This is a genomic window from Nocardia panacis, from assembly GCF_003598715.1.
In the GTDB taxonomy this organism is placed as follows: Bacteria; Actinomycetota; Actinomycetes; order Mycobacteriales; family Mycobacteriaceae; genus Nocardia; species Nocardia panacis.
This window is the reverse complement of record NZ_QZFU01000006.1, coordinates 181740-205988: the sequence shown is the minus strand read 5'-3', so window position 1 is coordinate 205988 and position 24249 is coordinate 181740. Positions and strand designations below refer to the sequence as shown.

The following is a 24249-nucleotide window of genomic DNA, read 5'->3' as shown; positions in this document are numbered from 1 at the left end:
AACTCGGGATACCTAGGCGCGGCGCACGGGGTGACGCGGATCAGGTGCGCGCACATTTTCCGAACTCGGGAAACCCGCTGCGAATCGTTGTCGCGTGCGAAAATTTCCGTTGTCCCGAGAGATTGTAGCGTGATATTGTGCGCCGCTCGAATTGCCGTCCGGCGCAATTCGTCGCATTAGTACGGTTTCGCTGAGACGTTTCTCGACGTATGTTGTGGCACATGGCAATTCATCCGGCGCGTCGAATCTGGGCGACGCTCGAACCGCTGCATGTCGTCACCTATTTCGGGTCGGGGGTGAAGGAGTCGGCGCTCGCGCTCGGGTTGCGCGGGGTCTCGCAGGCATACTTCGCATATCGGGCGGCCCCGCTCGGCGCGGTCGGCGCGGGCGCGGTGCTGGCCACCTTCTCCGTCTACCATCGCGACGCCATAGCCAGGGCGCTGCCCGCCGCCTGGGAGCACACCACGCCCCAGCATTGCCTCGAGGCCAGGCTGGCGCTCTCGACCAGGGTGCTGCGCGAATGCGGCGCGGGTTCGGCCGAGGCGGCGCGCGCGGTCGCCCTGCTCACCCCGGTGCAGCAGAGCGCGGACCCCACCGGTCGGGCGCTGTTCGCGGCCAACGCGGAATTGCCGCTGCCCGAGGATCCGGTGGGCGCGCTGTGGCAGTTGGCCACCTCACTGCGCGAACATCGCGGCGACGGCCATGTCGCGGCCCTGATCACCCACGGCCTGACCGGCCGTCACGCGATGGTGCTGCAGGTCGCCGCGGGTAAGACGCTCCAGTCGGTGGCGCGCACCGTGCGCGGCATCTCCGAACAGGAATGGTCCGACGCGGTGGACGAATTGCGGGCCGCCGGATTGGTGGTCGGCGAACCGACCAGCCCGACGCTCACCGCGGGAGGTGGCGACCTGCTCGATCGGATCGAGCGGGCCACCGACGAGTCGTCCTGGCGCGGCGCGCTGTCGGTGCTGTCGCAGGACGCGATCGCCGAGGTGACCACCACGCTCGCGCCGCTGGTCAAGCGGATCCGCGCGGAGATCATCCCGGCCGCGAGCCCGATGGCCATGGGCGAGGTCGAGGACTGAGCGCTATTCGATCGGCAACCGAATTCGCGTCCCGCATGGTGGACGCGAATTTCGGATGCCGGGAGCGCGGCCGGGACGCCCGGCGGGATCGGGCGTCGCGGGACTACGCTGTGCGGCATGGGAGCCCCGTCACCCGCGCTCGGCGCATCGCAGACCGACCAGCACCTCTCGCCGGTCGCCGCCGACCACTCCGGCGTGACCGACCTGTTCGCCGTGCTCGCCTACGGTGAGATCTCCGCCTTCTACCGCCTGACCAAGGAGGCCGAACTCTCCCCGACGCTGCGCGGCAAGGTCGCGGTGGCCAAGATGGCCGCCGCCGAGATGGGCCACTTCACCACCCTCGAGTCCGCGCTCGCCGAAAGGGGGATCGACGTCTTCGACGCCATGGCCCCCTTCGTGCGGGCGCTGGACGCCTATCACGCCTCCACCGACCCGTCGACCTGGCTGGAGTCGATGGTGAAATTCCACGTCGGCGACGGTATCGCCGCCGATTTCTACACCGAGATCGCGGGCGCGCTGGCCCCCGAGGTGGCCACGGTGGTCCGCGATGTGCTCGCCGAGACCAGCCACTCCGAATTCGTCGTCGAGGAGGTGCGCCGCGCGGTGGCCACCAACCGCGCCGAACGCGACCGGCTCACCCTGTGGGGTCGCCGCCTGCTCGGTGAGGCCATCACCCAGGCGCAGTACGTCATGGCCCAGCGCGACGAGCTGACCGAACTGGTCCTCACTGCCACGGGCGATCTGAATGGCATCGCCGCGCTGTTCGAGCGCATGCAGGACAGCCACGCCGAGCGCATGGCGGTGCTCGGGCTCTGATTATTCGTTCGCGGCGCGCTTGCCGACCAGGCGCAGTGCGGGTGTGCGCGCCGTCGTCTGCTCGACGAGCCAGACCGCGACGCTGTGATCGCCCGCGCCGTCCAGTGTTTCGAAGGGCACCGTGACGGGGCCGTGCACCGGATGCGCGAGCGCCAGGCGCGCGTTCGTGAATCCGCTGGGCGGGTGCCGGAGCCAGCGCAGCGCGAATTCCGGTGTTCGGCAGAGCTCCTCGATGAACCGTTCGATCCCGGTATCCGCGCCCCAGCGCATCTGGCTGCGCCGCAGCGCGGCGATCAGCAGGTCGGCCACCGCATCCCATTCGCGCCAGACCCGGCGGGCGGCGGGATGGGTGAAGGTGTAGGTCGCGAGGTTCACCCGGTCGGGCTCGTCGAGCAGACCGAGCGGCCCCGCGAACTCGGCCCAGGCGGCATTCCAGTGCACGACATCGAGTTGTCTGCCGAGCACGAAGGCCGGGGTCGGATTCAGCGCCCGCACGATGCCCATCATCGTCTCGGAGACCTCGGCTTCTGGGGGTGTCTCGCCGGGACAGCCCGCGCCCTGGCAGGCGGTGAGCGAGAGCCAGCCGAAGTGGTGTCGGGCCGAACCCTCCAGTTTGAGCGCGTTGGCCAGCGCGTTGACCACCGCCATCGACGGATTGGTGTCGCGACCCTGTTCGAGTCGGGCCAGGTAGTCGGCGCTGAGTCCGGCGAGGACCGCGACCTCCTCGCGGCGCAGACCGGGGGTGCGGCGACGCCCGCCCTCGGGCAGCCCGACATCGGCGGGCCGCAGCTCGGCGCGGCGCGCGACCAGGAATTCGGCAAATCCAGAGCGGGCCATGCACCCCATGATGCCGAAGGGTGGTCGGCTTATCCTCGCCCTGGCGGGGCCAGGATAACGGCGGTCTGGCTATCGACCGGTGGTGCCGCGATGGTCGGGATATGACGATTCCCGCCACACTCAAGACCGGTCCGTGGGCGCTGGACACATTCCACTCCTCGGTCGGTTTCACCATTCGCCACCTGGGCATCGCCAAGGTACGCGGCTCGTTCACCCGGTTCGACACCGAATTCGAGGCCCACGAGGACGGCACCGCCACCATCGGCGCGACGATCCACCTCGACTCCTTCGACACCGGCAATGCCGACCGCGACGCGCATATCCGCAATGCCGACTTCCTCGATGTCGCGAACCGCCCCACGCTGAGCTTCCGCGCCGTCGAACCCGTCGCCATCGCCGAGACCTTCACCGTCGCGGGCGAGGCCACCCTCGGCGCCATCACCAAACCCGTGACCCTCGAGGTGGAGTGGGGCGGGGTGCAGGAGTTCGGCGCGACGGGGCAGCGGCACGCCGGATTCTCGGCCACCGGAACCATCAAACGCACCGATTTCGGCGTGGGCGGCCCGCTGCCCGGCCTGCTCAGCGACGCGGTCAAGGTGGAACTCGAGATTCAGCTCGTCGAACCGAAGTGAGGCGGCGCATTTCGCTGTGGGCGCACGCGACCGCGTGCCCTCGGCGGGTTGTGCTGCACTAACCTGGTTTCGACAGCGAAGGACTCAACGTTCGGAGGTTGGCCGTGGAGGTCAAGATCGGTATCTCGGATAGCCCGCGCGAGCTGGTGATCAACAGCGGACAGACCCCCGACGAGGTGGAGAAGCTGGTCAGCGACGCGCTCGGCGGCGGTGCGGGCGCGATCCTGTCGCTGGCCGACGAGAAGGGCCGCAAGTACCTGATCCAGGCCGGGAAGGTCTCCTACGTGGAGATCGGCGCGCTCACCGCGGGCCGGGTCGGCTTCGCCGCGGTGTGACATCGGTAGTTCTCGCAGATGGCAAGAGCCCCCTCCGAAGAGGGGGCTCTTGTCGTCTCGGCGGGTCAGTCGATCGGATGCAGCGGCACGTGCGACAGACCACCCCAGGCGAGGGCGACGGTGGTGTCCACCGCCTCCTCCTTCGGGATCGGCCGGTCCGCCTCGAGCCAGTACCTGGCGGTGAACTGGCTGGCCCCGACCAGACCGACCGCGAGGATGCGGGCGCGGTAGGGATCCAGACCCGAATCGTGGGCGACCAGATCGAAGACGGCGTCCACGCAGGCCTCGGTGGCCTGTTCGACCCGGCGCTGCACCTGCGGCTCCGAGGTCAGATCCGATTCGAAGACCAGACGGAAACCCTGCATCTCGTTGTCTACGAAATCGAAGTACGCCTGCACGGCGGCGCGGGCGCGTTGACGGTTGTCGGTGGTCGAGCGCAGCGCCTGCCGCACGCTGGAGACCAGCATGTCGACATAGTTCTGCAGGACGGCCAAATATAGCTCCAGCTTGCTGCTGAAGTGCTGGTACAGCACCGGTTTGCTGACTCCGGCGCACTGCGAGATCTCGTCCATGCCCGCGGCGTGATATCCGCGCAGCACGAAAACCTCGCTAGCCGCCCGTAGGAGTTGCTGCCGCCGTTCCTCGCGCGGCAGCCGGGTGCCGCGTTTGGTCGGTGCCTGGGCCGACGACGACGAGGATCTGCGCGACGTCATCCGGTCCACGAGGTCAGTCATTTCTGCTCTCCCAGTCGATTCCCCGGCAGGAGGGGTGTGCACCGGGTATCCGAGAAACGATACTCGGTTGTCGCGCGCGGCGGATGCTCGCGGTCCCCACCCACGAATGCTGAGCAGATGCTCCGGACTGGCTTCGGCGGGCCGGTTTCCGTAGTCTCGGGCGTCGTGGCAAGGTCCGGACCGGATTCACGGTCGCGTACCGGGAATAGCGCCAGTGCGCGGAAGATATCGCGCGAGGACACCCCGGAGGAAAACAGAAATCGGCGCGAGCTCGAGGTTTATGACCCGCTCGGTCTCTATTCGCACCCCGATGGATCGCACGAACCGTTGCGCGCGAGTTGGGATCCCACCGGGGCCGACGAGCAGCGCGAGACGGAAAAGCCGAGCGCGCTAAGACGTTTCGTCTCCACCTACGGGTGGCGGGCCTATGCGCTCCCTATCCTTTTCGTGGTCACCGTATTCGTCGTCGTGGACGCGGTGCGCGGTGGCAATCCGCCCGCATCCGTAACTGGCGCTCCGGGATTGGGTTCGCTGAGTCCGCGTGCCGCCGTGTCGGGCATCATCGGCGCGCCGCCCGGCGACGGCCGCTTCCCGAAGGATCTGCCGACGGGTGTGCTGCCCGAGGGCGGCGCGTTCACCGAATCCGGCGCTGGGACATGGCATCTCATCGCCGGCGCCGGACCGCAGGTCGGCGCGGGCGCCGAGACCGTCTTTCGGTATTCGATCGAAATCGAGGACGGGCTCGACACTTCCGGCTTCGGCGGCGACGAATCGGTCGCGCGGATGATCGATTCCACCCTGGCCAACCCGAAAAGCTGGACCCACGACCCCAAATTCGGCTTCCGCCGAGTCGACCAGGGCGACACCGAATTCCGCATCTCGCTTACCACCCGCCAAACCACCCGCAAGGCTTGCGGTTTCGAGATCCCCATCGATTCCTCCTGCTACAACGCCGATCTCGGCCGGGTGGTGCTCTCGGAGGCGCGCTGGGTGCGCGGCGCGACCGCCTTCGAGGGCGATATCGGGTCCTACCGGCAGTACCAGATCAACCACGAGGTCGGCCACGCCATCGGCTACCACCGGCATCAGCCCTGCGATTCCGACGGCGGCCTGGCCCCGGTCATGATGCAGCAGACCTTCGGGGTGCGCGACAACGACATCGCCGCGCTGGAACCCGGCGGCGTGGTGCCCATGGACGGCAAGGTCTGCCGCTTCAATCCCTGGCCGTACCCGCGCGGGTGACGCCGGCGCGGGTGCGACACCATGGTCGGGGAAGAACGGCCCCGTAACCGGTGTTGTATCGGGAGAAATCGGCCAATTCGATGCGAGGAGTCCTGGACGTGTCATCACCGAAGTCCCTGCCGCCACTGGTCGAGCCCGCCCCGGAGCTCACCAGGGACGAGGTCGCTCGCTACAGCCGCCACCTGATCATCCCGGATCTGGGCGTCGACGGCCAGAAGCGATTGAAGAACGCCAAGGTGCTGGTCATCGGCGCGGGGGGCCTCGGGTCGCCCGCCCTGCTCTATCTCGCGGCCGCGGGCGTCGGCACCCTCGGCATCGTGGAATTCGACGAGGTAGACGCGTCGAATCTGCAGCGGCAGATCATTCACGGCGAATCCGATATCGGCCGCGCCAAGGCCGACAGCGCCCGCGATTCCATTCTGGAGATCAATTCCGGAATCGAGGTGCGGCTGCACAAGATTCGGCTCGAACCCGACAATGCGGTGGACCTTTTCCGCGAATACGACCTCATCGTCGACGGCACCGACAATTTCGCGACCCGCTACCTGGTCAACGATGCCGCGGTGCTCGCGGGCAAACCGTACGTGTGGGGTTCGATCTACCGGTTCGAAGGTCAGGTCTCGGTGTTCTGGGAGGACGCCCCGGACGGACGCGGCATCAACTACCGCGACCTGTACCTGGAGGCCCCGCCGCCCGGCATGGTGCCCTCCTGCGCCGAAGGCGGCGTCCTCGGCGTGCTGTGCGCCTCGATCGGTTCGATCATGGTGACCGAGGCGATCAAACTCCTCACCGGCGTCGGCGATCCGCTGCTGGGGCGGCTCATGGTCTACGACGCACTGGATATGAGCTACCGCACCATCAAGCTGCGCCGCGATCCGGAGCGTCAGCCGATCACCGAACTGATCGACTACGAGGCGTTCTGCGGTGTGGTGTCCGAGGAGGGGCAGACCGCGGCCATCGGCTCCACCATCACCGCGCGCGCCCTCAAGGAGATGATCGACGCGGGCAAGCCGGTGGAGATCATCGACGTGCGCGAACCGGTGGAATGGGACATCGTGCACATCGACGGCGCGCGGCTCATCCCCAAGGACCGCATCCTGTCCGGTGAGGCGCTCTCGGAGTTGCCGCAGAATCGCCCGATCGTGCTGCACTGCAAGACCGGCGTCCGCTCGGCAGAGGCATTGGCCGCACTCAAACGCGCGGGATTCGCCGACGCGACGCACGTCCAGGGCGGAATCGTCGCCTGGGCCAAACAGGTCGATCCTTCGCTGCCGGTTTACTGAATTCGGTCGCGGGCCGGTCACGGCTACGGCGCGGCATCCGAAACCCGTTCCAAGCCGGCGGTACCGTACCGGCCGTGACGTCTGTGGAACCCCCCGAACACGTGCGTGCCACCTTCGGACTGCGCGAAGTGGCTCCCGTGGCGCTGGGCGACTGGGACGGTGCCTGGCGACTCGGCGATGTGGTGTTGAGCCCGGTGGCCGATCACGCCAGGGCGGCGTGGTCGGCCAAGGTGCGCGAGACGCTGAAAGTGGACGGACTACGCCTGGCCCGCCCGGTGCGCGCCACCGACGGCCGCTACGTGGTCTCCGGGTGGCGCGCCGACACCTACCTCGACGGTAATCCCGAACCCCGCCACGACGAGGTGGTCTCCATCTCGCTGCGCCTGCACCAGGCCACCGCGCGGCTGGAGCGGCCGCGGTTCCTGGTGCAACCGCCGGTCGCGCCGTGGATGGACGTGGATGTCTTCGTCGCGGCCGACCGCGCCGCGTGGGAGGCGGTGCCGCTGCGCGGTTTACGCGCGGGCGGCACCCCGCCCGCCGGATCGCCGGATGGTCAGCGCAGTATGCAGCTCATCGGTCAGTTGGCGACGCTGCGCAAATCGGTGCGCACCCCGGCGCAGTTGGTGCACGGGGACCTGTTCGGGACCGTGCTGTTCGCGGGGGCTTTCACGCCGGGACTGGCCGATATCACCCCGTACTGGCGGCCCGCGCCGTGGGCGGCGGGCGTCATCGTGGTGGACGCGCTGTCCTGGGGTGGGGCCGATGACGGACTGCTGGAACGCTGGTCGGATCTGCCCGAATGGCCGCAGATGCTGTTGCGCGCGGTCATGTTTCGACTCGCGGTGCACGCACTGCACCCCAGGTCCACGCCCGAGGCGTTTCCGGGTCTGGCCAGGACGGCGGATATGGTCCGACTGATGCTCTGAGTTCTAGCGAGCGTCCGGATATTCCGAGATCAGCGAATCAAGAAAGCATTTGGCCGCTGCGGCGGCTCGATCCTGATCCCCCTCGATGATCGCGTGCACCATCTCGTGGTGCTCGGAGTCGTAGGAGTCGTCGGATTTGGAAGTGCGGGAACGGATCACCTGCTCGATACTGGGCAGCAGGGAATCGTAGAACTCGAGGTAGACCGCGTTGTGGCTGGCGACGACAATGGCCCGGTGCAGTTCCACATCGGCCTCGATGGCGGCGCGATTGTCGTTGTCCCAGTCCTTGTCGGTGCGTTCGTCGAGCAGGCGGCGCAGGGTGGTGATATCGACGTCGTCGCGGCGGCGGGCGGCCAGGGCGGCGGCGGTGGTGTCGAGTGCCATGCGCAGTTCGAGCAGGTCGCGCTCTCTGGCGTCGGCGAAGTATTTGCCGAGTGTGCCCCCCACCTCCGAGGCGGCGATCACGTAGGTGCCCGAACCCTGGCGGCGCTCCAGCATGCCCGCGTGCACGAGGGCCTGCACGGCCTCGCGGACGGTATTGCGGCCGGTGCCGGTGAGCTCGGTGAGCTCGGGTTCGGTGGGGATGCGGGAACCGATGCTCCAGCGGCCGGAACGGATTTCGGCTCGCAGTTGTTCGGTTACTTGGGCGATTAGGCTGGTGCGCCGGACTGGTTGCACCGCCATAGAGTACCGCTCGTCACAAACCATTGTCCCCGATCGTAGGGTCATCCTATGATTTTGCAGTGACTGCGACCCTCCACGACACTGCGACGCGCCCGGACCTGAACCGCAAACGAGCTCTGATCGAGGGTCGCCTACTCGTCCTGGCCGCGATTCTCATGTCGGCGCTCACACTGCGGGTCGCCGTCACCGCCTTCAGCCCGCTCGCCGAACGCATCGGCCACGATATCGGCTACTCGACCGCCGTGGTCGGCGTCTTCGGCATGATCCCCACCGCCATGTTCGCGCTGTCGGGTCTGCTCACCCCGCTGCTGATGCGCCGCATCGGACTCGAGCGCACCGCGCTGGTGGCCATGCTCGCCGCGGGTGCGGGCCAGTTGATCCGCATCATGATGTCGCAGACCATCGGGCTGCTGGTCTTCTCCGCGCTGGCCCTCGCCGGTATGGGCATCGGCAACGTGGTGATTCCGCCGCTGGTCAAGCGCTACTTCTCCGACCGACTGGCCACCGTCAGCACGATCTACATCGTGATGGTGCAGATCGGCACCGTGGTCCCCGCGCTGGTCGCCGTGCCGCTGGCCGACACGCACGGCTGGCGCGTCTCCCTCGGCGTCTGGTGCGTCCTGGGCTTCGCCGCCGCGGTCCCCTGGATCGGCATCCTGCTGGACCGACGCGGCCGTGATGTGGTCGATCACACCGCGATTCCGACCGAGGACGGACCCAAGGGCAAGGTGTGGCGTTCGCCGGTGGCCTGGGGCATGGTCGGCATGTTCGGCATGACCTCGCTCACCACCTACGCCATCTTCGCCTGGCTGCCCAGAATCCTCACCGAGGCGGGCGCGAGCGCGAGCTTCGCGGGCACCATGGTCGGCGTGTTCGGCGGCGTCGGCCTGATCTCCGCGCTGAGCGCGCCCACCCTGGTCGCGAAGGTGCGCAACCCCTTCCCGCTGGTGCTCGTCTGCGCGATGTTCTTCTTCATCGCCTTCGCCGCACTGCTGTGGACGCCGATGAGCGCGCCACTGCTGTGGGTGTTCCTGCTCGGCCTCGGCCCGAGCACCTTCCCGATGTCGCTCACGCTGATCAACCTGCGCACCAACACCCCGCAGGGGTCGGCCGCGCTGTCCGGCTTCGCTCAGGGCGGCGGCTATGCCGTGGCCTGCCTCGGGCCGCTGCTGTTCGGTCTGCTGCACACCGCCACCGGCGGTTGGCTCGCGCCCTTCGGCATGCTGGTGGTCGCGGTGCTGATCATGGTCATCGGCGGGTGGCTGGTGTGCAAGCCGCGCTACCTCGAGGACACCTGGCACTGAGCCGCCTGCAGATCTCCCCGCGCCGGACGACTCCTTCTCCGTCCGGCGCGGGGATCTTCACATCGGGGGTCGAGGCCGCGTGAGCAAGGATTGACCTCGCCGACATTGCGCGCAGCATGACGGCAATACCCATTTCCTACGGTGGGGCCAACCGATAGCTGGGAGGCCCGCGGTGCTGAGGCGCAAACGCACAATCGAAGACTGGAATGCCGAGGATGTCGCTGCCTGGGAGGCAGGCGGCAAGCGGGTCGCCCGGCGCAATCTGATCTGGTCCATCGGCGCCGAGCACATCGGCTTCTCGATCTGGTCGATCTGGTCGGTGCTGGTGCTGATGATGCCGCAGCCGATCTACCACATCGACGCCGTCGGCAAGTTCTACCTGGTAGCCATGCCCACCCTGGTCGGCGCGCTCATGCGCATTCCCTACACGGTGGCCACCGCCAGATTCGGCGGGCGCAACTGGACCGTCTTCAGCGCTTTGCTCCTGCTGGTTCCCACCCTGCTGACCATGTACTACATGGCCAATCCCGCCTCGTACACCACCTACCTGGTGGTGGCCGCCGCGGCGGGTGTCGGCGGCGGCAATTTCTCCTCATCCATGACGAATATCAACGCCTTCTATCCGCAGCGCCTCAAGGGGTGGGCGCTGGGATTGAACGCGGGCGGCGGCAATATCGGCGTTCCCGCCGTCCAGTTGCTGGGTCTGGCGATCATCGCGGTCCTCGGCCGGACCTATTCCGGCGACGGCCGCCAAGCCGCGGTGCTGTGCTCGATCTACTTGGCGCTCATCGTGATCGCCGCCCTCGGCGCGTTTTTGTTCATGGACAATCTGCGCGACCAGAAGGCCGACCTCTCGGCCATGGCGCGCATGCTGAAGCACCGTGAATCCTGGGTGATGAGCGTGCTCTATATCGGCACCTTCGGCTCGTTCATCGGATACAGCTTCGCCTTCGGCCAAATACTCAATATCAATTTCACCGCCGAACTCACCGAGGCCGCACAGGCGTTGCAGGGTTCGGAGCGGGTGGCCGCGCTGCGGGCGGTGGCGGGGGACGCCTCGCTGCGTGCGGCGCAGATCGCCTTCCTCGGACCGCTGCTCGGATCGCTGGTGCGACCGCTCGGCGGGCGACTGGCCGACCGCTTCGGCGGCGGGCGGATCACCCTCTACACCTTTCTCACCATGGCGCTGGCGGCGTCGGTGGTGGTGGCGACGGGTCTGCACAATGGGCACCGCGCCCCCACCCACGCCGAATTGTGGTGGTACGTGGTCGGTTTCATCCTGCTGTTCGTACTCTCCGGCATCGGCAACGGGTCGACCTACAAGATGATCCCCTCGATCTTCGAGGCCAAGTCGAAATCGGTCGCGGGCGATGCCGCCGCCTGGTCGCGCAATATGTCCGGCGCGCTCATCGGATTCGCCGGTGCGCTCGGCGCTTTCGGCGGGGTGCTGATCAATATGGTGCTGCGCGCCTCCTACGCCGCCACCAAATCCGCCACCAACGCGTTCGTGGTATTCCTCGCCTTCTACGCGGTGTGCGCGGTCATCACCTGGGCGGTCTTCCTGCGCCGTCCCAGCGGGGTCGCGCTCGACGTCATCGAGACAATAAGGCCCGCAGCGACTTCCGCGACCCAACCGGTTCGCGCCTGATACCCGGACCGGAGGAGACACTGATGAATGGACGCGACAATCGGGGCGGCACCGCCGTCGTCATCGGACACGGCATGGTCGGGCACCGGTTCGTGGAGGCCATGCGCTCGCGCGACACCGAGGGCCGCTGGCGGGTGATCGTGCTCGCCGAGGAAACCGCGCCCGCCTACGACCGGGTCGGACTGTCCTCCTACGTGGGCAGTTGGGATGTCGGGGCGCTCGCACTACCCGGCAACGACTACCCCGGCGATCCGCTGGTCGACCTGCGGCTCGGGCAGCCCGCCACCGCCATTGACCGGGCGTCGCGCCAGGTCACCACCGCCTCCGGGGAGGTCATCGGATACGACGCGCTGGTGCTGGCGACCGGGTCCTACCCGTTCGTGCCGCCGGTGCCCGGTCACGATCGACCGGAATGCTTCGTCTACCGGACCCTCGAGGATCTCGACGGGATCCGGGCCGCCGCCGAGGCGGCCGGGCCGGGGGCGGCGGGGGTCGTGGTCGGCGGTGGCCTACTCGGCCTCGAGGCCGCCAACGCCCTGCGGCTGCTCGGGCTCACCCCGCACGTCGTGGAATTCAACGACCGACTGATGCCCGCCCAGGTGGACGCGGGCGGCGGTGCGATCCTGGAACGCCTCGTCACCGAGATGGGGCTGCGTGTGCACACGGGCGTCGGCACCTCGTCGATCGAGCCGTCGGACAGCGGCGTACACGTGACACTCTCCGACGGGACGGTGCTCGACGCCGCGCTGGTGGTGTTCTCGGCAGGCGTGCGACCCCGCGACCAACTGGCCCGCGACTGCGGACTCGAGGTCGGGCCGCGCGGCGGCGTGCTGACCGATCGCGGGCTGGCCACCTCCGATCCCGGTGTGTGGGCCATCGGTGAATGCGCCGCCGTCGAGGGCAGTTGCTACGGGCTGGTCGCCCCCGGCTACGCCACCGCCGAGGTGGTGGCCGATCGGCTGCTCGGCGGCGCGGGGGAATTCCCCGGCGCCGATATGTCCACCAAGCTCAAGCTGCTGGGCGTCGACGTGGCGAGTTTCGGTGACGCGCACGGGGTCACGGCGGGCGCGCTGTCGGTGGTGCTGCACGACGCGGCCAAGAGTACCTACGCCAAACTGGTCGTCTCCGATGACGCGCGAATCCTTTTGGGCGGCATCCTCGTCGGCGACGCCGCACAGTACTCGGCGCTGCGACCGCTGGTCGGCCGCCCGCTGCCCGCACCACCCGCCGCCCTCATCTCCCCGGCGGGCGCCGAACTCGGCGCGGACGCGCTGCCCGACGACGCGCAGATCTGCTCCTGCAACAACATCACCAAAGGCGTGATCCGCGAAGCGATCTCGGACGGCGCGTGCGATATCCCGGCCATCAAGAGTTGCACCTCGGCCGGAACATCCTGCGGCGGTTGCGTTCCCATGCTCAAGAATCTGTTGGAGCAGTCGGGCGTCGCCATGTCCAAGGCGCTGTGCGAACACTTCCCGCAGTCGCGGGCCGAACTGTTCCAGATCGTGCAGGCCACCGGTATTCGCACCTTCTCCGGACTGATCGCCAAGTACGGCGCCGGATCCGGCTGCGATATCTGCAAACCCACCGTCGCCTCCATCCTGGCCTCCACCTCCAGCACGCACATCCTCGACGGCGAAACCGCAGCGCTACAGGACACCAACGACCACTTCCTGGCCAACCTGCAGAAGAACGGCACCTACTCGGTGGTGCCGCGCATACCGGGCGGCGAGGTCACCCCCGACCAGCTCATTGTGATCGGCCAGGTGGCAAAGGAATTCGGCCTCTACCTGAAAGTGACCGGCGGCCAGCGAATCGACCTGTTCGGCGCGCGGGTCGAACAGTTGCCGCTGATCTGGCGTCGATTGGTCGACGCCGGAATGGAATCCGGGCACGCCTACGGGAAATCGCTGCGCACGGTGAAGAGTTGCGTCGGCTCCACCTGGTGCCGCTACGGACAGCAGGATTCGGTCGGCATGGCGGTCCTGCTCGAAAAGCGCTACCGCGGACTGCGTTCACCGCACAAGCTCAAGCTCGCCGTCTCCGGATGCGCCCGCGAATGCGCCGAGGCGCGCGGCAAGGATGTCGGCGTCATCGCCACCGACACCGGCTGGAACCTGTATGTCGGTGGCAATGGCGGACTTTCACCCAAACACGCGGTACTGCTGGCGGGCGACCTCGACGATGCGACACTCATCCGCTACATCGACCGCTACCTGATGTTCTACATCCGCACCGCCGACAGATTGCAGCGCACCGCGCCGTGGCAGGAAGCGCTGGAAGGCGGCATCGACTATCTGCGGCAGGTGATCTGCGCCGACAGCCTGGGTATCGCCGCCGACCTCGAGGCGGCCATATCGCGGCATATCGCCGGCTACCGTGACGAATGGGCGGCGGTGCTGGAGGATACCGATAAGCTCTCGCGGTTCGTGTCCTTCGTCAATGCCCCCGAGGAGTCCGATCCGACCATCACCTTCGACGACAGCGGCGCGCGAAAGGTGCCGGTGTTGCTGGGTATGCCGGAGTTACCGGTCGGTACCCAGGGGAAATGACCACTTAACCGCCGAGAAACAGGACACCGGTACCAATGGTTGAGGCGTTTGGAGGATGACACCGATGACCGTGATCGAACTGCCCGGCCGGGCCGCGTTAACCACCACCGGGTGGACACGAGCCTGCCCACTCGACTACCTGATACCCGGCCGCGGCGTAGCGGTATTGCTGAAAGGTGGCCGACAGGCCGCCCTGTTCCTGCTGCCCGACGGCATGCTGTACGCCGTCGGCAATATCGATCCGATCGGCAGGGCCGCGGTCATCTCGCGCGGCCTGGTCGGTGATCGCGCGGGCACACCCGTGGTGATCTCACCGCTGCTCAAACAGGCGTACTCGCTGCTGGACGGGCGCTGCCTCGACAATGCCGATATCGCATTGCCGGTCTACGCGGTGCGAGTCACCGACGGTGTGGTCGCCGTGACGAATACGCCGGTGGCGGATACGTTGTCGGCGGACTGAGCGTCGATGACCGAAGCTGGGACCGCACCCGAAAGTCTGGCCGGATTCACCGTCGCCGTCACGGCCGCCCGCCGGGCCGACGAATTCGCCGCACTGCTCACCCGACGCGGCGCGACCATCATCGCCGCGCCCGCCATCCGGATCATCCCGCTGGCCGACGACACCGAACTCGCGCGGGTCACCCGCGGGCTCATCGCCGATCCGCCGCAGGTCACCGTGGCCACCACCGGCATCGGCTTGCGGGGTTGGATGGAAGCCGCCGACGACTGGGGCCTGGCCGACGCGCTGCACAACACCCTCGCCGCGGGTCGGGTGCTGGCACGCGGTCCCAAAGCCAAAGGCGCGATTCGCGCGGCCGGACTGCGCGAGGAATGGTCGCCCGCCTCGGAATCCTCGGCGGAAGTGCTCGACCATCTGCTGGCCGCGGGCGTGGCCGGTATGCGGATCGCCGTCCAATTACACGGCGCGACAACCGAATGGGAGCCGGTCCCCGACTTCTGCGAGGTGTTGCGCTGCGCCGGAGCCGATGTGGTGCCCGTCCCGGTGTATCGCTGGACACCGCCGGAGGATCCGGCGCCGATGGATCGACTGATCGAGGCCGTCCTCACCGGCAGCGTCGACTGCGTCACCTTCACCAGCGCCCCCGCCGTGGCCGCGATGCTGATGCGCGCCAAGGAAATCGATGTCGTCGGCGGACTGCTGCACGCGCTGCGCGGCCGAGTGTTGGCCGCCTGTGTCGGCCCGATCACCGCCGCACCGCTCGAAGAACTCGGGGTGGCCACCACCCAGCCCGCGCGGGCCAGGCTCGGGGCACTGGCCCGCCATGTGGCCGAGGAATTGCCCAGGCGCGCCAACAGGATTCAAGCGGGCGGGCATACGATCAGCGTGCGCGGAGCCTGCGTGATGGTGGACGGCGAGGTACGCCAACTACCACCCGCCCCAATGGCATTGATGCGCGCACTGTGCAGACAACCCGGCCGCGTCGTCTCCCGCGAGCAGCTACTGGCCACGCTGCCCGGCGGCGGCGGGGACACCCACGCCGTGGAAACCGCCATCGCCAGGCTGCGCACCGGACTCGGCACCCCCAAAGCCATCCAGACCGTAGTCAAACGCGGCTACCGACTCGCCGTCGACGTCGCCGAATGCACCTCGGACCCGACCCCGGCCACACCCCGCTTCGCCGGAGTCGGCTCCTGATGGGCGCCCCGGCCCTGGTCCTGGTCGCCCACGGCACCAGGAGCGCCGCAGGCGTGCGACTGATCGCCGAACTGGCCGAAGCGGTCCGCCGCCGCCTACCCGGCACCCTCATCCGGATCGCTTTCGTCGATGTCCTCGGCCCGGCCCCCAGCGAGGTGCTGCGCGATCTCGCAGCGGAATCCATTCCCGCCGTGGTGGTTCCAGCCTTCCTCGCCTCCGGCTTCCACGTCTTCAACGACGTCCCCCGCGAGATCTCCGCCGGCGAACACCCCAGCGTCACCGTCACCCCCGCCCTCGGCCCAGACCCGGCCCTGGCCCAAATCCAAGCCCAACGCCTACACCGAGCAGGTTGGCATCCCGGCGACGCAGTCGTTCTCGCTGCCGCAGGCTCCTCCGACCCCCGAGCCCGCCAAGACCTCCGCCGCGCCACCACTCTCCTCGCCCGCTGCCTCAACTCCCCAGTCCATCTCGCCAATATCGCCACCGGCACCCCCACCGTCACCGACGTGGTCGCCGCCCTCCGCCCCACCCACCCCCGCACCCACATAGCCGCCTACCTTCTCTCCCACGGCCTTTTCCACCAGCGCCTCCACGAGGTCGGCGCACACTCCGTCACGGCCCCTCTCGGCCCCCACCCCGCCGTCGTCAACCTCATCACCACCCGCTATCGCCCTGCTCTACACCAACCGATCCCGGTTCGCGCCTAGCGGAACGGATTCCACGCCCGTCGGTCCGGATCCACCCACTTGCCCCATGCTGTCTGTTCGACATCGATATCCAAGCTCAACTGTTCATAATTCACCGACTGCCTCCCTGGTGTAGATGCGATGCGTGCTGCCGTGTGATGCGACGCGAAGTCACCACCGGGTTCGTTCCCCACCTCGACCATCGATACGTCGACTCCGGCCTTGGACCCGCGGGGCCTCATCTTCTCGTTCCCGATCGAGTTCACCGGTTAGCCCCGGTGCCTGCTGAAGTTGGATCAGCGCCGCAATCTCAGGGCAGATGCCGCGTTCTCGAAGTGTCTGGCCATACGTTTCGCGGGCTTCGCGCTGCTGTTGCTCCTTCTGTGCCGTTTCGCGGCGTTGGTCTTCGCGCTGTACCGCCAGTGCAATACTGTTCAAGTCCTTGACAACATCCTGCCGCTGCTCTTCGCGAGACAACTCGAATTCGAGTTCCATCTCGCGCGTCTGCTCTTTACCCAAATTGAGCGTCGCGAGAATGTTTCGTGTATCTTCGCGTTCCTGCTCGCGAACCATATCCAAGTCCTGGGTGAGGTCTTTGTGGACTTCGTAGAGCCGATCGGCATCGAGTGTTCGCCCGGCTTTCTGATCCTGTTTCAACTGCTGTGCCTGCGTTCGGACATGCTTGTATAGCTGCTCTCGCGACAGCGCGGTCAGCTCACGCTGTGTGGCTTGTTCGAACTCCTTCGCTTCCCGAATGCGTTCAATCGTTTCGCGAGCTTCGGCTCGCCCACGCTCGTTGCCTTCGCGGAACCGTTCCATTTTGCGGAAGAGAGCAGCGCGTTCCCTGGCATTCGCGACGTCTTGCTGCCGGGATTGTTCGGCCGCGGTGAGCGCCTTTTTGAGTTCCCGTGCCTGCTCACGCTGCTTTGCTCGTTGCTCTCGTGCTTTCTCGCCGACGCCGGGCAGTTCGAGTTGTTGCCCGCGCTCCTGCTGCAATCCACGTGCCCATATCTCGCGGGCTTCATTCCGTGAGATCACCTGATGGGTGAACTTGTCCGGAAAATCTCGGATAAGCTCGGCCATCAATTCCTGGCATGGTCCTGAAATCGGCTCACGTTCTACCGATCGCAACGTGTGGTGGTCGATCTCACCTCTTTCGAGGAGGGCGTATACTACTCGAAGCTGCTTTACGTCCTTCTTGCCATCGATCCTTCCGGATTTTTCCTCGATGGTGAATATTTTCCCGCCGTCTTCTTTTATCTTGTCGAATCGAATATTGCCGACGTTTGAGACTTCGAAGATTCGTGACTGCTGAACGTAGCCGTTTTCGTGATCCCGGTAGTAGTCGCACGCGCCGTTCTCGAATACTCTGCCGCGCTTGTTGTTATCGACAACTTTCGCGCGGTCCTTGTCGTACTCCGGCACAGCCAACCCCCCAGGGCGTTCATGCGTTGAGTGAGACAGTTCGCTAGAATTCTTCGTGACGCTTTTCGTCGTGGTAGGACGAGTATTCTCGGATGGTTGCGGACATATCGGCGAACATTCCGCTGTATTCTTCGGGACTGTACTCGATCATGCTGCTTATCAGGTACCAAGCCGTGACTTCGTCCTCGTCATAGGTGTCGAATCGAAGGGCCGGATTGATATCTTCATAGAAGGTGAATTCTCGGCCCGGCCAGTCGTATTCGATCCATTCGGCCCCCGCGAACTTGGCGAAGCATTCGCCGATGAAGCAGATGAAGGCATCGGCCATGTCGGCCATCTCCGGCGCCATCGCGGTGGCGAGGTCCGGAAAGAGTTCGGCGACAACAGTATTGAGGCGGCGCACCTCTGCCGAGTCCTCCGGCCACGGTTGTGGAGGGATGGCCTTGATCTCGGCGTATCGCATGAACTTCCGCGTCTGCGCTGCTCGCCGAGCCGGGTCTACCCACTTGCCCCATGCGGTCTGCTCTACATGGAATTCTAAGCTCAACTGTTCGTGATCCACCGGTTGCGCCTCCCTGTGGTCGAGTGCCAGAGAGATCAGTATTACCTCCTCGGTCGGGGTGTTTCATCGAGCTCGCGGCTGTGGCGGGTGGGGTGCGTGCGTGATCAGGGGTGCGATGCGTGGTGCCAGGGGGATTTGGGAGCGGCGCTCGGCCGGGGTCCTGGCCGAGCGCCGCAGGTCGGCGACGACATCGGTCCGCGTCCGGGGATGGCGGAGGACGGCGGGCGATGTCGTCGCCGAGGGGGCCGGCCGCCGGTGATGTGGTGGGCAACCCGAGTCGGTATGGAAGGGGGTACTGCGCCGAACTCGGGGGCGACCAGCCCGTTCGGGGTGCGGAATCTCGGATCCGGCGGGAACCGCACCCGACCGCCGAGGATGCCGAGATTCCGCTATCACTGATCGGACCTAGAGGTGCGGTCCGTCAGTGAAACTGGTGCCCGCGCACGCTCGCGAGGAGGCCGTCCCAGGCTCCGGGGGCGAAGGTGAGCGCGGGTCCGGTCGGGTTCTTCGAGTCGCGCACGCCGATGGCGTCGGCGGCGAGCCAGTTCACCTCGACGCAGGCGGACTGGCCGTCGCTGTAGCTGCTCTTGAACCAGCCGAGTTTCCTGTTGGTGTTCATCGTGCATACTCCTTCGCGACCTGCCGCAGCAGGTCTCTCGATTTGTCTTCGTCGTGCGACCCTTTGCGAATGGCCGCAGCGATGGTCTGGAAGCGCGCTACGTCCTCTTCGGCTTCCATGAAAAGATCTGCTTTTCCCGAACCTTCGATATAGACCAGGGGCGGCTCCTCGGGTTGACCTTTGGGATCGGTACCGAAATCGAGAATCCAGAACGGGCCGTGCATCATTCCGAACGCGCAGCCGGCCCGGTAGGGATGGATGCGGATGCTGATATTGGGCAGTTTGCTGATCTCGGCCAGGTAGCGCATCTGCCCGGCCATGGTCCGGCGGCTGCCGACGCTGCGGTGCAGCGCGGATTCGTGCAGCAGCAGCTCCAGGCTCGCCGGATCGGATTTGCGCAGCACCAGGGAGCGGCGCTGCATGCGCAGATCGACTTTGCGGTCGATCAGCGACATCGGTTCGCCCGCGTAGTGCCGGGAGATGAGCGCCCGCGCGTAGCTGGGTGTCTGCACCAGGGCGAAGACGATCTCCTGGTAGGAGACCATGTGTCGCGCCTCGGCGGTCAGTTCCGCGTGCAGGTTGAACGCGTCGTCGCTGTAGAGCCCGGAGAAGGCGGTGTACCAGGAGGTGGTCGTGGCCTGTCTGGCCAGTTGGACCATGCGCGCGGCGTCGCGTTTCTGCACGCCGTAGAGCCCGCACAGTGAGCGCACATCCAGTACGCGCACCTTCCGTGTTCGCCCCGCCTCTATGCGTTGCAGCGCCGACTGGCTGATCTCGGCCAGCTCGGCGGCTTTGGCGAGGCTCATCCCGGTCTGATCCCTGCGGTCGCGCAGGAGTCGGCCGAGCTGTCGCCTGGCCAGGGTCGACGGTTCGGGCTCACCGTCAATGTCGCTGGTCATCGCACCCCCTCATCGCATGAACGTCATAGGCACTGCACGCATGCGACACAGCACACTACGAGTCGGGCCCGCGGACGAGCGATTTTCGGCAACTGTGCGAAATTGGCCTGTTTCCCCAGGAAGCGACTCGATTCCGACCGTCGGTCGGTACTGTTTCGCAAACCGATTCGATTCGTTTCCGCTCGCGGGTGCTCGGAAGGCGTCGCGGGGCGGGTGTGGGACGCGCACGCGGCAATCGCGCCGGTCGGCGTCGCGATGCCGTAGGTTTGCCCGAGGACGTTTCAGCAGACCTGGGAGGTGTGTTGACCGGAGTCGACGGCGGCGCGACCAGGGTGGGCGCGGGCGGGGTCGCAGTAGGCGCGGTGGTTTCGCGACCGCAGGAACAATCGGATCCGGCCTGGCACCCGCTGTCGGCGGCGCAGCTGCGGTGGTGGGTGGCTCAGCAGTTGGCTCCGGCGGTGCCGCTCACCGTGGCGATGTATCTGGATCTTTGCGGGCCGGTCGATGCCGAGTTGACGCGGCGGTGTGCCCGGCAGGCGGCGCGCGAATTGGGTTCCCCGCATCTGTGTTTTCGGGTCGTGGACGGTCAACCTCGGCAGCGGGTGGCCGAGGCGGAGTTGCCGGTGCGGGTCGTGGATTTGGCGCAGCGGCCGGATCCGGTCGCGACGGCGCTGGCGCAGATGGCGGCGGATTATGGTGCGCCGCTCGATCCGGTGGCCGATATCTTGACCGTCGCCACGGTCTTCCGGATCGGACCCGAGCATCATCTGCTGTATCTGCGCAGCCATCACATCGCGTTGGACGGGGTGGGTGCGGCGGCGGTGCTGCGTCGGATCGGCGAGTTGTATCGGGCCGAGGTGGAGGGGGAGTCGGCGCCGCCCGCCGGGGCGCTGTCGGTGTCGGAGTTGCTGGCCGATGAAGCGGCTTACCGGAGTTCGCCGCGGGCCGCCGCCGATCGCGACTACTGGTTGGAACAGCTTGCGGGACTGGGTGATCCGGTGGGCCTTGCCGGTGATCCCGCGCTGCCGCGCCCGCATCCGCTGCATGTCAGCGGCCAGTTGGATGAGCAGACGGCACTGGCATTGGCGGGTGCGCGAGCCCGGCACGGCGCGACTTTTCCGGAACTCGCCGCCGCTGCTTTCGCCTGCTTCCTGGCCGCCGTGTCCGGATCCGACGAGGTGGTGCTGAGTTTCCCGGTCACCGCGCGGCCCACGGCGGCGCTGCGCCGTTCGGCGGGTTCGCTGTCGAATGTGGTGCCGCTGCGGCTGACCGGTGTGCGGGCGGCGACCGTCGGCGCGGTGCTGGGTCAGGTGCGCACCAGGGTGCTGGGTGCGCTGCGGCATCAGCGCTACGGCTATGAGGATATTCAGCGTGATCGCGGGGCGCACCATGTGGTGCGCGGCGTATTCGGTCCGGTGCTGAACGTGCTCGGCTTCGTGGAACCGCTGCGGTTGGGCACGGTTTCGGGTGCGGTGCATCTGCTTTCGCTCGGTCCGGTGGAGGACCTGCTGATCAACGGCTACCAGTTGGGTCCCGACGAGCGCACGGTGCGGTTGGATTTCCAGGCGAATCCGGCGCGGTATCGCGCGGAGGCGCTGGCCTGGCGGCACGGATTGTTTCTGTCCTACTTCGGCCGGTTCTTGTCCGCCGAATCCGATTGTCCGGTCCGGTCATTGGCGGAGCACGCGGCGGATGCCGTTGTCGCGAAAACCGATTCGACATGGCTGCTGCCCGATCTGCTGGTCTCCGGGATGTCGGCTGAAAACTTTGCGGTGCAGGATGGTTCGCGCACGCTCAGCTATCGCGAGCTCGACGATTGGTCGTCGAGTCTGGCGCGGGAGTTGATCGCGGCCGATGCCGGACCGGGGGAGTCGGTGGTGGTGGCCATCGCGCGTTCGTTGGAGTCGGTGGTGGCGCTGTGGGCGGTGGCCAAGGCGGGTGCGTGCTTCGTGCCGATCGATCCGGCGGATCCGCCGCGGCGGATCACCGCGGTGATCGCGGATTCCGGTGCGCGGGTGGGGCTCACCGTGTGCGCGGCGTGGCCTGCCCTGCCGTATGTGGCGTTGCGGACGGGCGTCGCGGGCGAATTCGCCGTCGATTGGCTGGTGGTCGATGATCCGGCGGTGCATCTGCGGGTGCGGGCGCGCGCGACCGGGTTGCTCGTGGATGCCGACCGGACGCGGCCCTTGCGTCCCGACAACTCGGCCTACCTGATCTACACCTCGGGGACGACGGGCGCGCCGAAGGGGGTCGCGGTGACCCACCGCGGGTTGGGCGCGCTGACCGATCATCTCGTCGAGCGGTATCGCGTCACCGCCGATTCTGTGGTGCTGCATACTCATTCGCCCGCCTTCGACGCGCACCTGCTGGAACTGCTCGCCGCCTTCGCCGTCGGCGCGCGGCTGGTGGTCGAGCCACCGTCGATCATGGCCGGACCGGAATTGGCCCGGCTGATCGGGGAGCACGCCGTCACGCACTTGCTCACCACACCCGCCGTACTGGCCACGCTCACACCGCAGGACGTGCCGGGGTTGGAGTTGGTGGTGGTCGGCGGCGAGGCGTGTCCGGCGGAGCTGGTGCGGCGCTGGGCGCCGTATCTGCGGATGTGCAATGGGTACGGGCCGACCGAAACCACAGTCATGGCAACGCAGACCGAGGCGATGACACCGGACGGCCCGGTCACCATCGGTCATCCACTGCCGGGGGTGCGTGCGGTCCTGTTCGATTCGGAGCTGCGGCGCGCCCCGCTCGGCGCGCGCGGTGAGCTGTATCTCGGCGGTGCGGGTGTGGCGCAGGGGTATCACCGCAGTGCGGCGCTCACGGCCGCGCGGTTCGTCGCCGATCCGGCGGGGACCGGCGAACGCCTCTATCGCACGGGCGATCTCGTGGGATCGACCGCCGAGGGCGCGTTGGAATTCCTGGGCCGCACCGATGGTCAGCTCGCGGTGCGCGGCCGCCGCATCGAACCCGGCGAGGTGGAGGCGGCGCTGACCGCGCTGCCCGAGATCGCCCACGCCGCCGTCGCCGTGGCCGACGGCGGCAGGTCGGAGGCCAGGCTCATCGGCTATGTCGTTGTCGCGCAGGGATGTGCGGTCGATCACGCGGCGACGCTGCGGCGGCTGCGCGAGGTGCTGCCCGCCGCGGCCGTTCCGGCGGCGCTGCTGGAACTCGACCGACTCCCCATGACGGCCAATGGGAAACTCGACCGTGCCGCGCTGCCCGTGCCTGTCGCGCGGACCCGCACCTACCTGCCCCCGGAATCGGCGCTGGAGGAGATGGTAGCCGCGGAATTCGCCCGCGCCACCGAGCAGGCGCGGGTCGGCCGCGACGACGATTTCTTCGAACTCGGTGGCAATTCGCTGCTCGGCGTGACGGTTTCGGCCGAGCTCGCCGCCGCGAGCGGGATTCCGGTCACGGTTCGCTGGCTCTATACCGCGCCCACGGTCCGCGACCTCGCCGAGCGGATCGCCGCCTACGACGGCACCGACTCCGCCGATGACGCGCTCGGTGTGCTGCTGCCGCTGCGGCGCGGCGGAATTCGACCGCCGCTGTTCTGCGTGCATTCGGCGGTGCCTTTGGCCTGGTGCTATGCGGGACTGGCCCGCCATGTCACCGATCGGGCGGTCTACGGACTGCAGGCCCCGGTGCTGACCGATACCGCCATTGCCTCCGCCACGCTCGATGATCTTGCCGAAACCTATGCGCGGGAGATGATTCGGGTCCAGCCCGCAGGTCCCTATCACCTGCTCGGCTGGTCACTGGGCGGGCAGATCGCGCACGCCGTGGCCGTGCGCCTGCGTGCCCTCGGCCACGAGGTGGCACTGCTGGCGATGTTGGACAGTATCGTGGTGCCCGAGGGGGCCGAGCCGCCGCCGTCGCCACGCATGCGTGATCTGCTGACCCACCTGCTCGGGGACGAACCTGAGGACGCCGACGAGCTCCCCGATCTCACTGCGGACCAGGCCGCCGCCGAATTGGTGTCCGCCGGAGCATCTTTCGGTTCCGGCCTGACCGCAGACCAGCTCACCCGGCTGCATCGCGGCTACGTCGACGGCGTCGACCTCTCCTACGGCTACCGCCCCGGCGTCTTCGACGGCGACCTGCTCTACTTCTCGGCCACGCGCGGGGTGACCGAACTGTTCGACGCGCGGATCTGGCAGCCGTATGTCACCGGAGCGCTGATCCAGCACGAGGTCGCCGCGACCCATGCCCAGCTCACCAATTCCGAGGTGGTCGCCGTCATCGGACCGCTGCTGGCCGAGCACCTCGCCGTGCTGGCGGCGCGGGACGAAATATGAAGTGGTGCGCGGATTCTGATCAATC

At 67.3% G+C, this 24249-nt stretch carries 21 protein-coding genes; 14 read left to right on the top strand and 7 right to left on the bottom strand.

What is annotated here, in order from left to right:
- Positions 1-221: 221 nt before the first annotated feature.
- Together D5S18_RS01310 and D5S18_RS01305 are read left to right on the top strand one after the other, a co-directional pair.
- Positions 222-1085 carry an SCO6745 family protein gene (locus D5S18_RS01310; protein WP_147403808.1) on the top strand — a complete coding sequence of 288 codons (864 nt, stop codon included), beginning with the start codon at positions 222-224 and terminating at the stop codon, positions 1083-1085.
- A gap of 117 nt (positions 1086-1202) precedes the next feature.
- Entirely contained in the window at positions 1203-1901 is a 699-nt protein-coding gene (locus D5S18_RS01305) for a ferritin-like fold-containing protein (protein WP_120037065.1), read from the top strand.
- Here D5S18_RS01305 and D5S18_RS01300 read toward each other — a convergent pair whose 3' ends face one another.
- Positions 1902-2738 carry a helix-turn-helix transcriptional regulator gene (locus D5S18_RS01300; protein ID WP_120037063.1) on the bottom strand — a complete coding sequence of 279 codons (837 nt, stop codon included), beginning with the start codon at positions 2736-2738 and terminating at the stop codon, positions 1902-1904.
- 101 nt (positions 2739-2839) lie between these two features.
- Between D5S18_RS01300 and D5S18_RS01295 the strand changes: the two genes are divergently transcribed.
- Positions 2840-3370: a YceI family protein gene (locus D5S18_RS01295; RefSeq protein WP_120037061.1), complete on the top strand. Its 531-nt coding sequence runs from the start codon at positions 2840-2842 to the stop codon at positions 3368-3370.
- Between the two features lie 104 nt (positions 3371-3474).
- Positions 3475-3705, top strand: a complete 231-nt coding sequence (locus D5S18_RS01290) for a DUF3107 domain-containing protein (RefSeq protein ID WP_120037059.1) — start codon at positions 3475-3477, stop codon at positions 3703-3705.
- A gap of 65 nt (positions 3706-3770) precedes the next feature.
- On the opposite strand, the gene fasR is transcribed toward D5S18_RS01290, so the two are convergent.
- Positions 3771-4439: an HTH-type transcriptional activator FasR gene (fasR, locus tag D5S18_RS01285; RefSeq protein WP_120037057.1), complete on the bottom strand. Its 669-nt coding sequence runs from the start codon at positions 4437-4439 to the stop codon at positions 3771-3773.
- 117 nt (positions 4440-4556) lie between these two features.
- Between fasR and D5S18_RS01280 the strand changes: the two genes are divergently transcribed.
- The 3 genes from D5S18_RS01280 (at position 4557) to D5S18_RS01270 (ending at position 7890) form a co-directional block, all read left to right on the top strand.
- Positions 4557-5681 carry a DUF3152 domain-containing protein gene (locus tag D5S18_RS01280; protein WP_120037055.1) on the top strand — a complete coding sequence of 375 codons (1125 nt, stop codon included), beginning with the start codon at positions 4557-4559 and terminating at the stop codon, positions 5679-5681.
- A gap of 98 nt (positions 5682-5779) precedes the next feature.
- Positions 5780-6964, top strand: coding sequence for an adenylyltransferase/sulfurtransferase MoeZ (moeZ, locus tag D5S18_RS01275; protein WP_120037053.1), 1185 nt, complete (start codon positions 5780-5782; stop codon positions 6962-6964).
- 74 nt (positions 6965-7038) lie between these two features.
- Positions 7039-7890: a TIGR02569 family protein gene (locus D5S18_RS01270; RefSeq protein ID WP_120037051.1), complete on the top strand. Its 852-nt coding sequence runs from the start codon at positions 7039-7041 to the stop codon at positions 7888-7890.
- A 3-nt stretch (positions 7891-7893) separates the two neighbouring features.
- Here the strand turns inward: D5S18_RS01270 and D5S18_RS01265 are convergent, their stop codons facing one another.
- Entirely contained in the window at positions 7894-8568 is a 675-nt protein-coding gene (locus D5S18_RS01265; protein WP_120037335.1) for a FadR/GntR family transcriptional regulator, read from the bottom strand.
- A 65-nt stretch (positions 8569-8633) separates the two neighbouring features.
- On the opposite strand from D5S18_RS01265, the gene D5S18_RS01260 reads away from it, so the two are divergent.
- The 6 genes from D5S18_RS01260 (at position 8634) to D5S18_RS01235 (ending at position 16442) form a co-directional block, all read left to right on the top strand.
- Entirely contained in the window at positions 8634-9878 is a 1245-nt protein-coding gene (locus D5S18_RS01260; protein WP_439651062.1) for an MFS transporter, read from the top strand.
- A 172-nt stretch (positions 9879-10050) separates the two neighbouring features.
- Positions 10051-11526 carry a nitrate/nitrite transporter gene (locus D5S18_RS01255; RefSeq protein WP_239003458.1) on the top strand — a complete coding sequence of 492 codons (1476 nt, stop codon included), beginning with the start codon at positions 10051-10053 and terminating at the stop codon, positions 11524-11526.
- Positions 11527-11549: 23 nt separating this feature from the next.
- Positions 11550-14078, top strand: coding sequence for a nitrite reductase large subunit NirB (gene nirB, locus D5S18_RS01250; RefSeq protein WP_120037047.1), 2529 nt, complete (start codon positions 11550-11552; stop codon positions 14076-14078).
- 64 nt (positions 14079-14142) lie between these two features.
- The gene (gene nirD / locus D5S18_RS01245; RefSeq protein ID WP_120037330.1) at positions 14143-14538 is read left to right on the top strand and encodes a nitrite reductase small subunit NirD; all 396 of its coding nucleotides are present in this window, start codon (positions 14143-14145) and stop codon (positions 14536-14538) included.
- A gap of 6 nt (positions 14539-14544) precedes the next feature.
- Positions 14545-15735, top strand: a complete 1191-nt coding sequence (locus D5S18_RS01240) for a uroporphyrinogen-III synthase (RefSeq protein ID WP_120037045.1) — start codon at positions 14545-14547, stop codon at positions 15733-15735.
- The gene (locus D5S18_RS01235; RefSeq protein WP_120037328.1) at positions 15735-16442 is read left to right on the top strand and encodes a sirohydrochlorin chelatase; all 708 of its coding nucleotides are present in this window, start codon (positions 15735-15737) and stop codon (positions 16440-16442) included. The genes D5S18_RS01240 and D5S18_RS01235 overlap by 1 nt, the downstream gene beginning before the upstream one ends.
- 150 nt (positions 16443-16592) lie before the next feature.
- On the opposite strand, the gene D5S18_RS34305 is transcribed toward D5S18_RS01235, so the two are convergent.
- The 4 genes from D5S18_RS34305 to D5S18_RS01210 all read right to left on the bottom strand — a co-directional run bounded on the left by D5S18_RS34305 (position 16593) and on the right by D5S18_RS01210 (position 19926).
- Positions 16593-17846, bottom strand: a complete 1254-nt coding sequence (locus D5S18_RS34305) for a coiled-coil domain-containing protein (protein ID WP_147403806.1) — start codon at positions 17844-17846, stop codon at positions 16593-16595.
- Between the two features lie 43 nt (positions 17847-17889).
- Positions 17890-18408 (bottom strand): hypothetical protein, encoded by a 519-nt coding sequence (locus D5S18_RS01220; RefSeq protein ID WP_147403804.1) that lies wholly within the window; start codon positions 18406-18408, stop codon positions 17890-17892.
- A 421-nt stretch (positions 18409-18829) separates the two neighbouring features.
- The gene (locus D5S18_RS01215) at positions 18830-19027 is read right to left on the bottom strand and encodes a DUF397 domain-containing protein (RefSeq protein ID WP_120037037.1); all 198 of its coding nucleotides are present in this window, start codon (positions 19025-19027) and stop codon (positions 18830-18832) included.
- Positions 19024-19926 carry a helix-turn-helix domain-containing protein gene (locus tag D5S18_RS01210; RefSeq protein WP_120037035.1) on the bottom strand — a complete coding sequence of 301 codons (903 nt, stop codon included), beginning with the start codon at positions 19924-19926 and terminating at the stop codon, positions 19024-19026. Before D5S18_RS01210 ends, D5S18_RS01215 begins: the two co-directional genes overlap by 4 nt.
- Positions 19927-20228: 302 nt before the next feature.
- Here D5S18_RS01210 and D5S18_RS01205 point away from each other — a divergent pair, with 302 nt between their 5' ends.
- Positions 20229-24224, top strand: a complete 3996-nt coding sequence (locus D5S18_RS01205) for a non-ribosomal peptide synthetase (protein WP_239003457.1) — start codon at positions 20229-20231, stop codon at positions 24222-24224.
- Positions 24225-24249 lie beyond the last annotated feature (25 nt).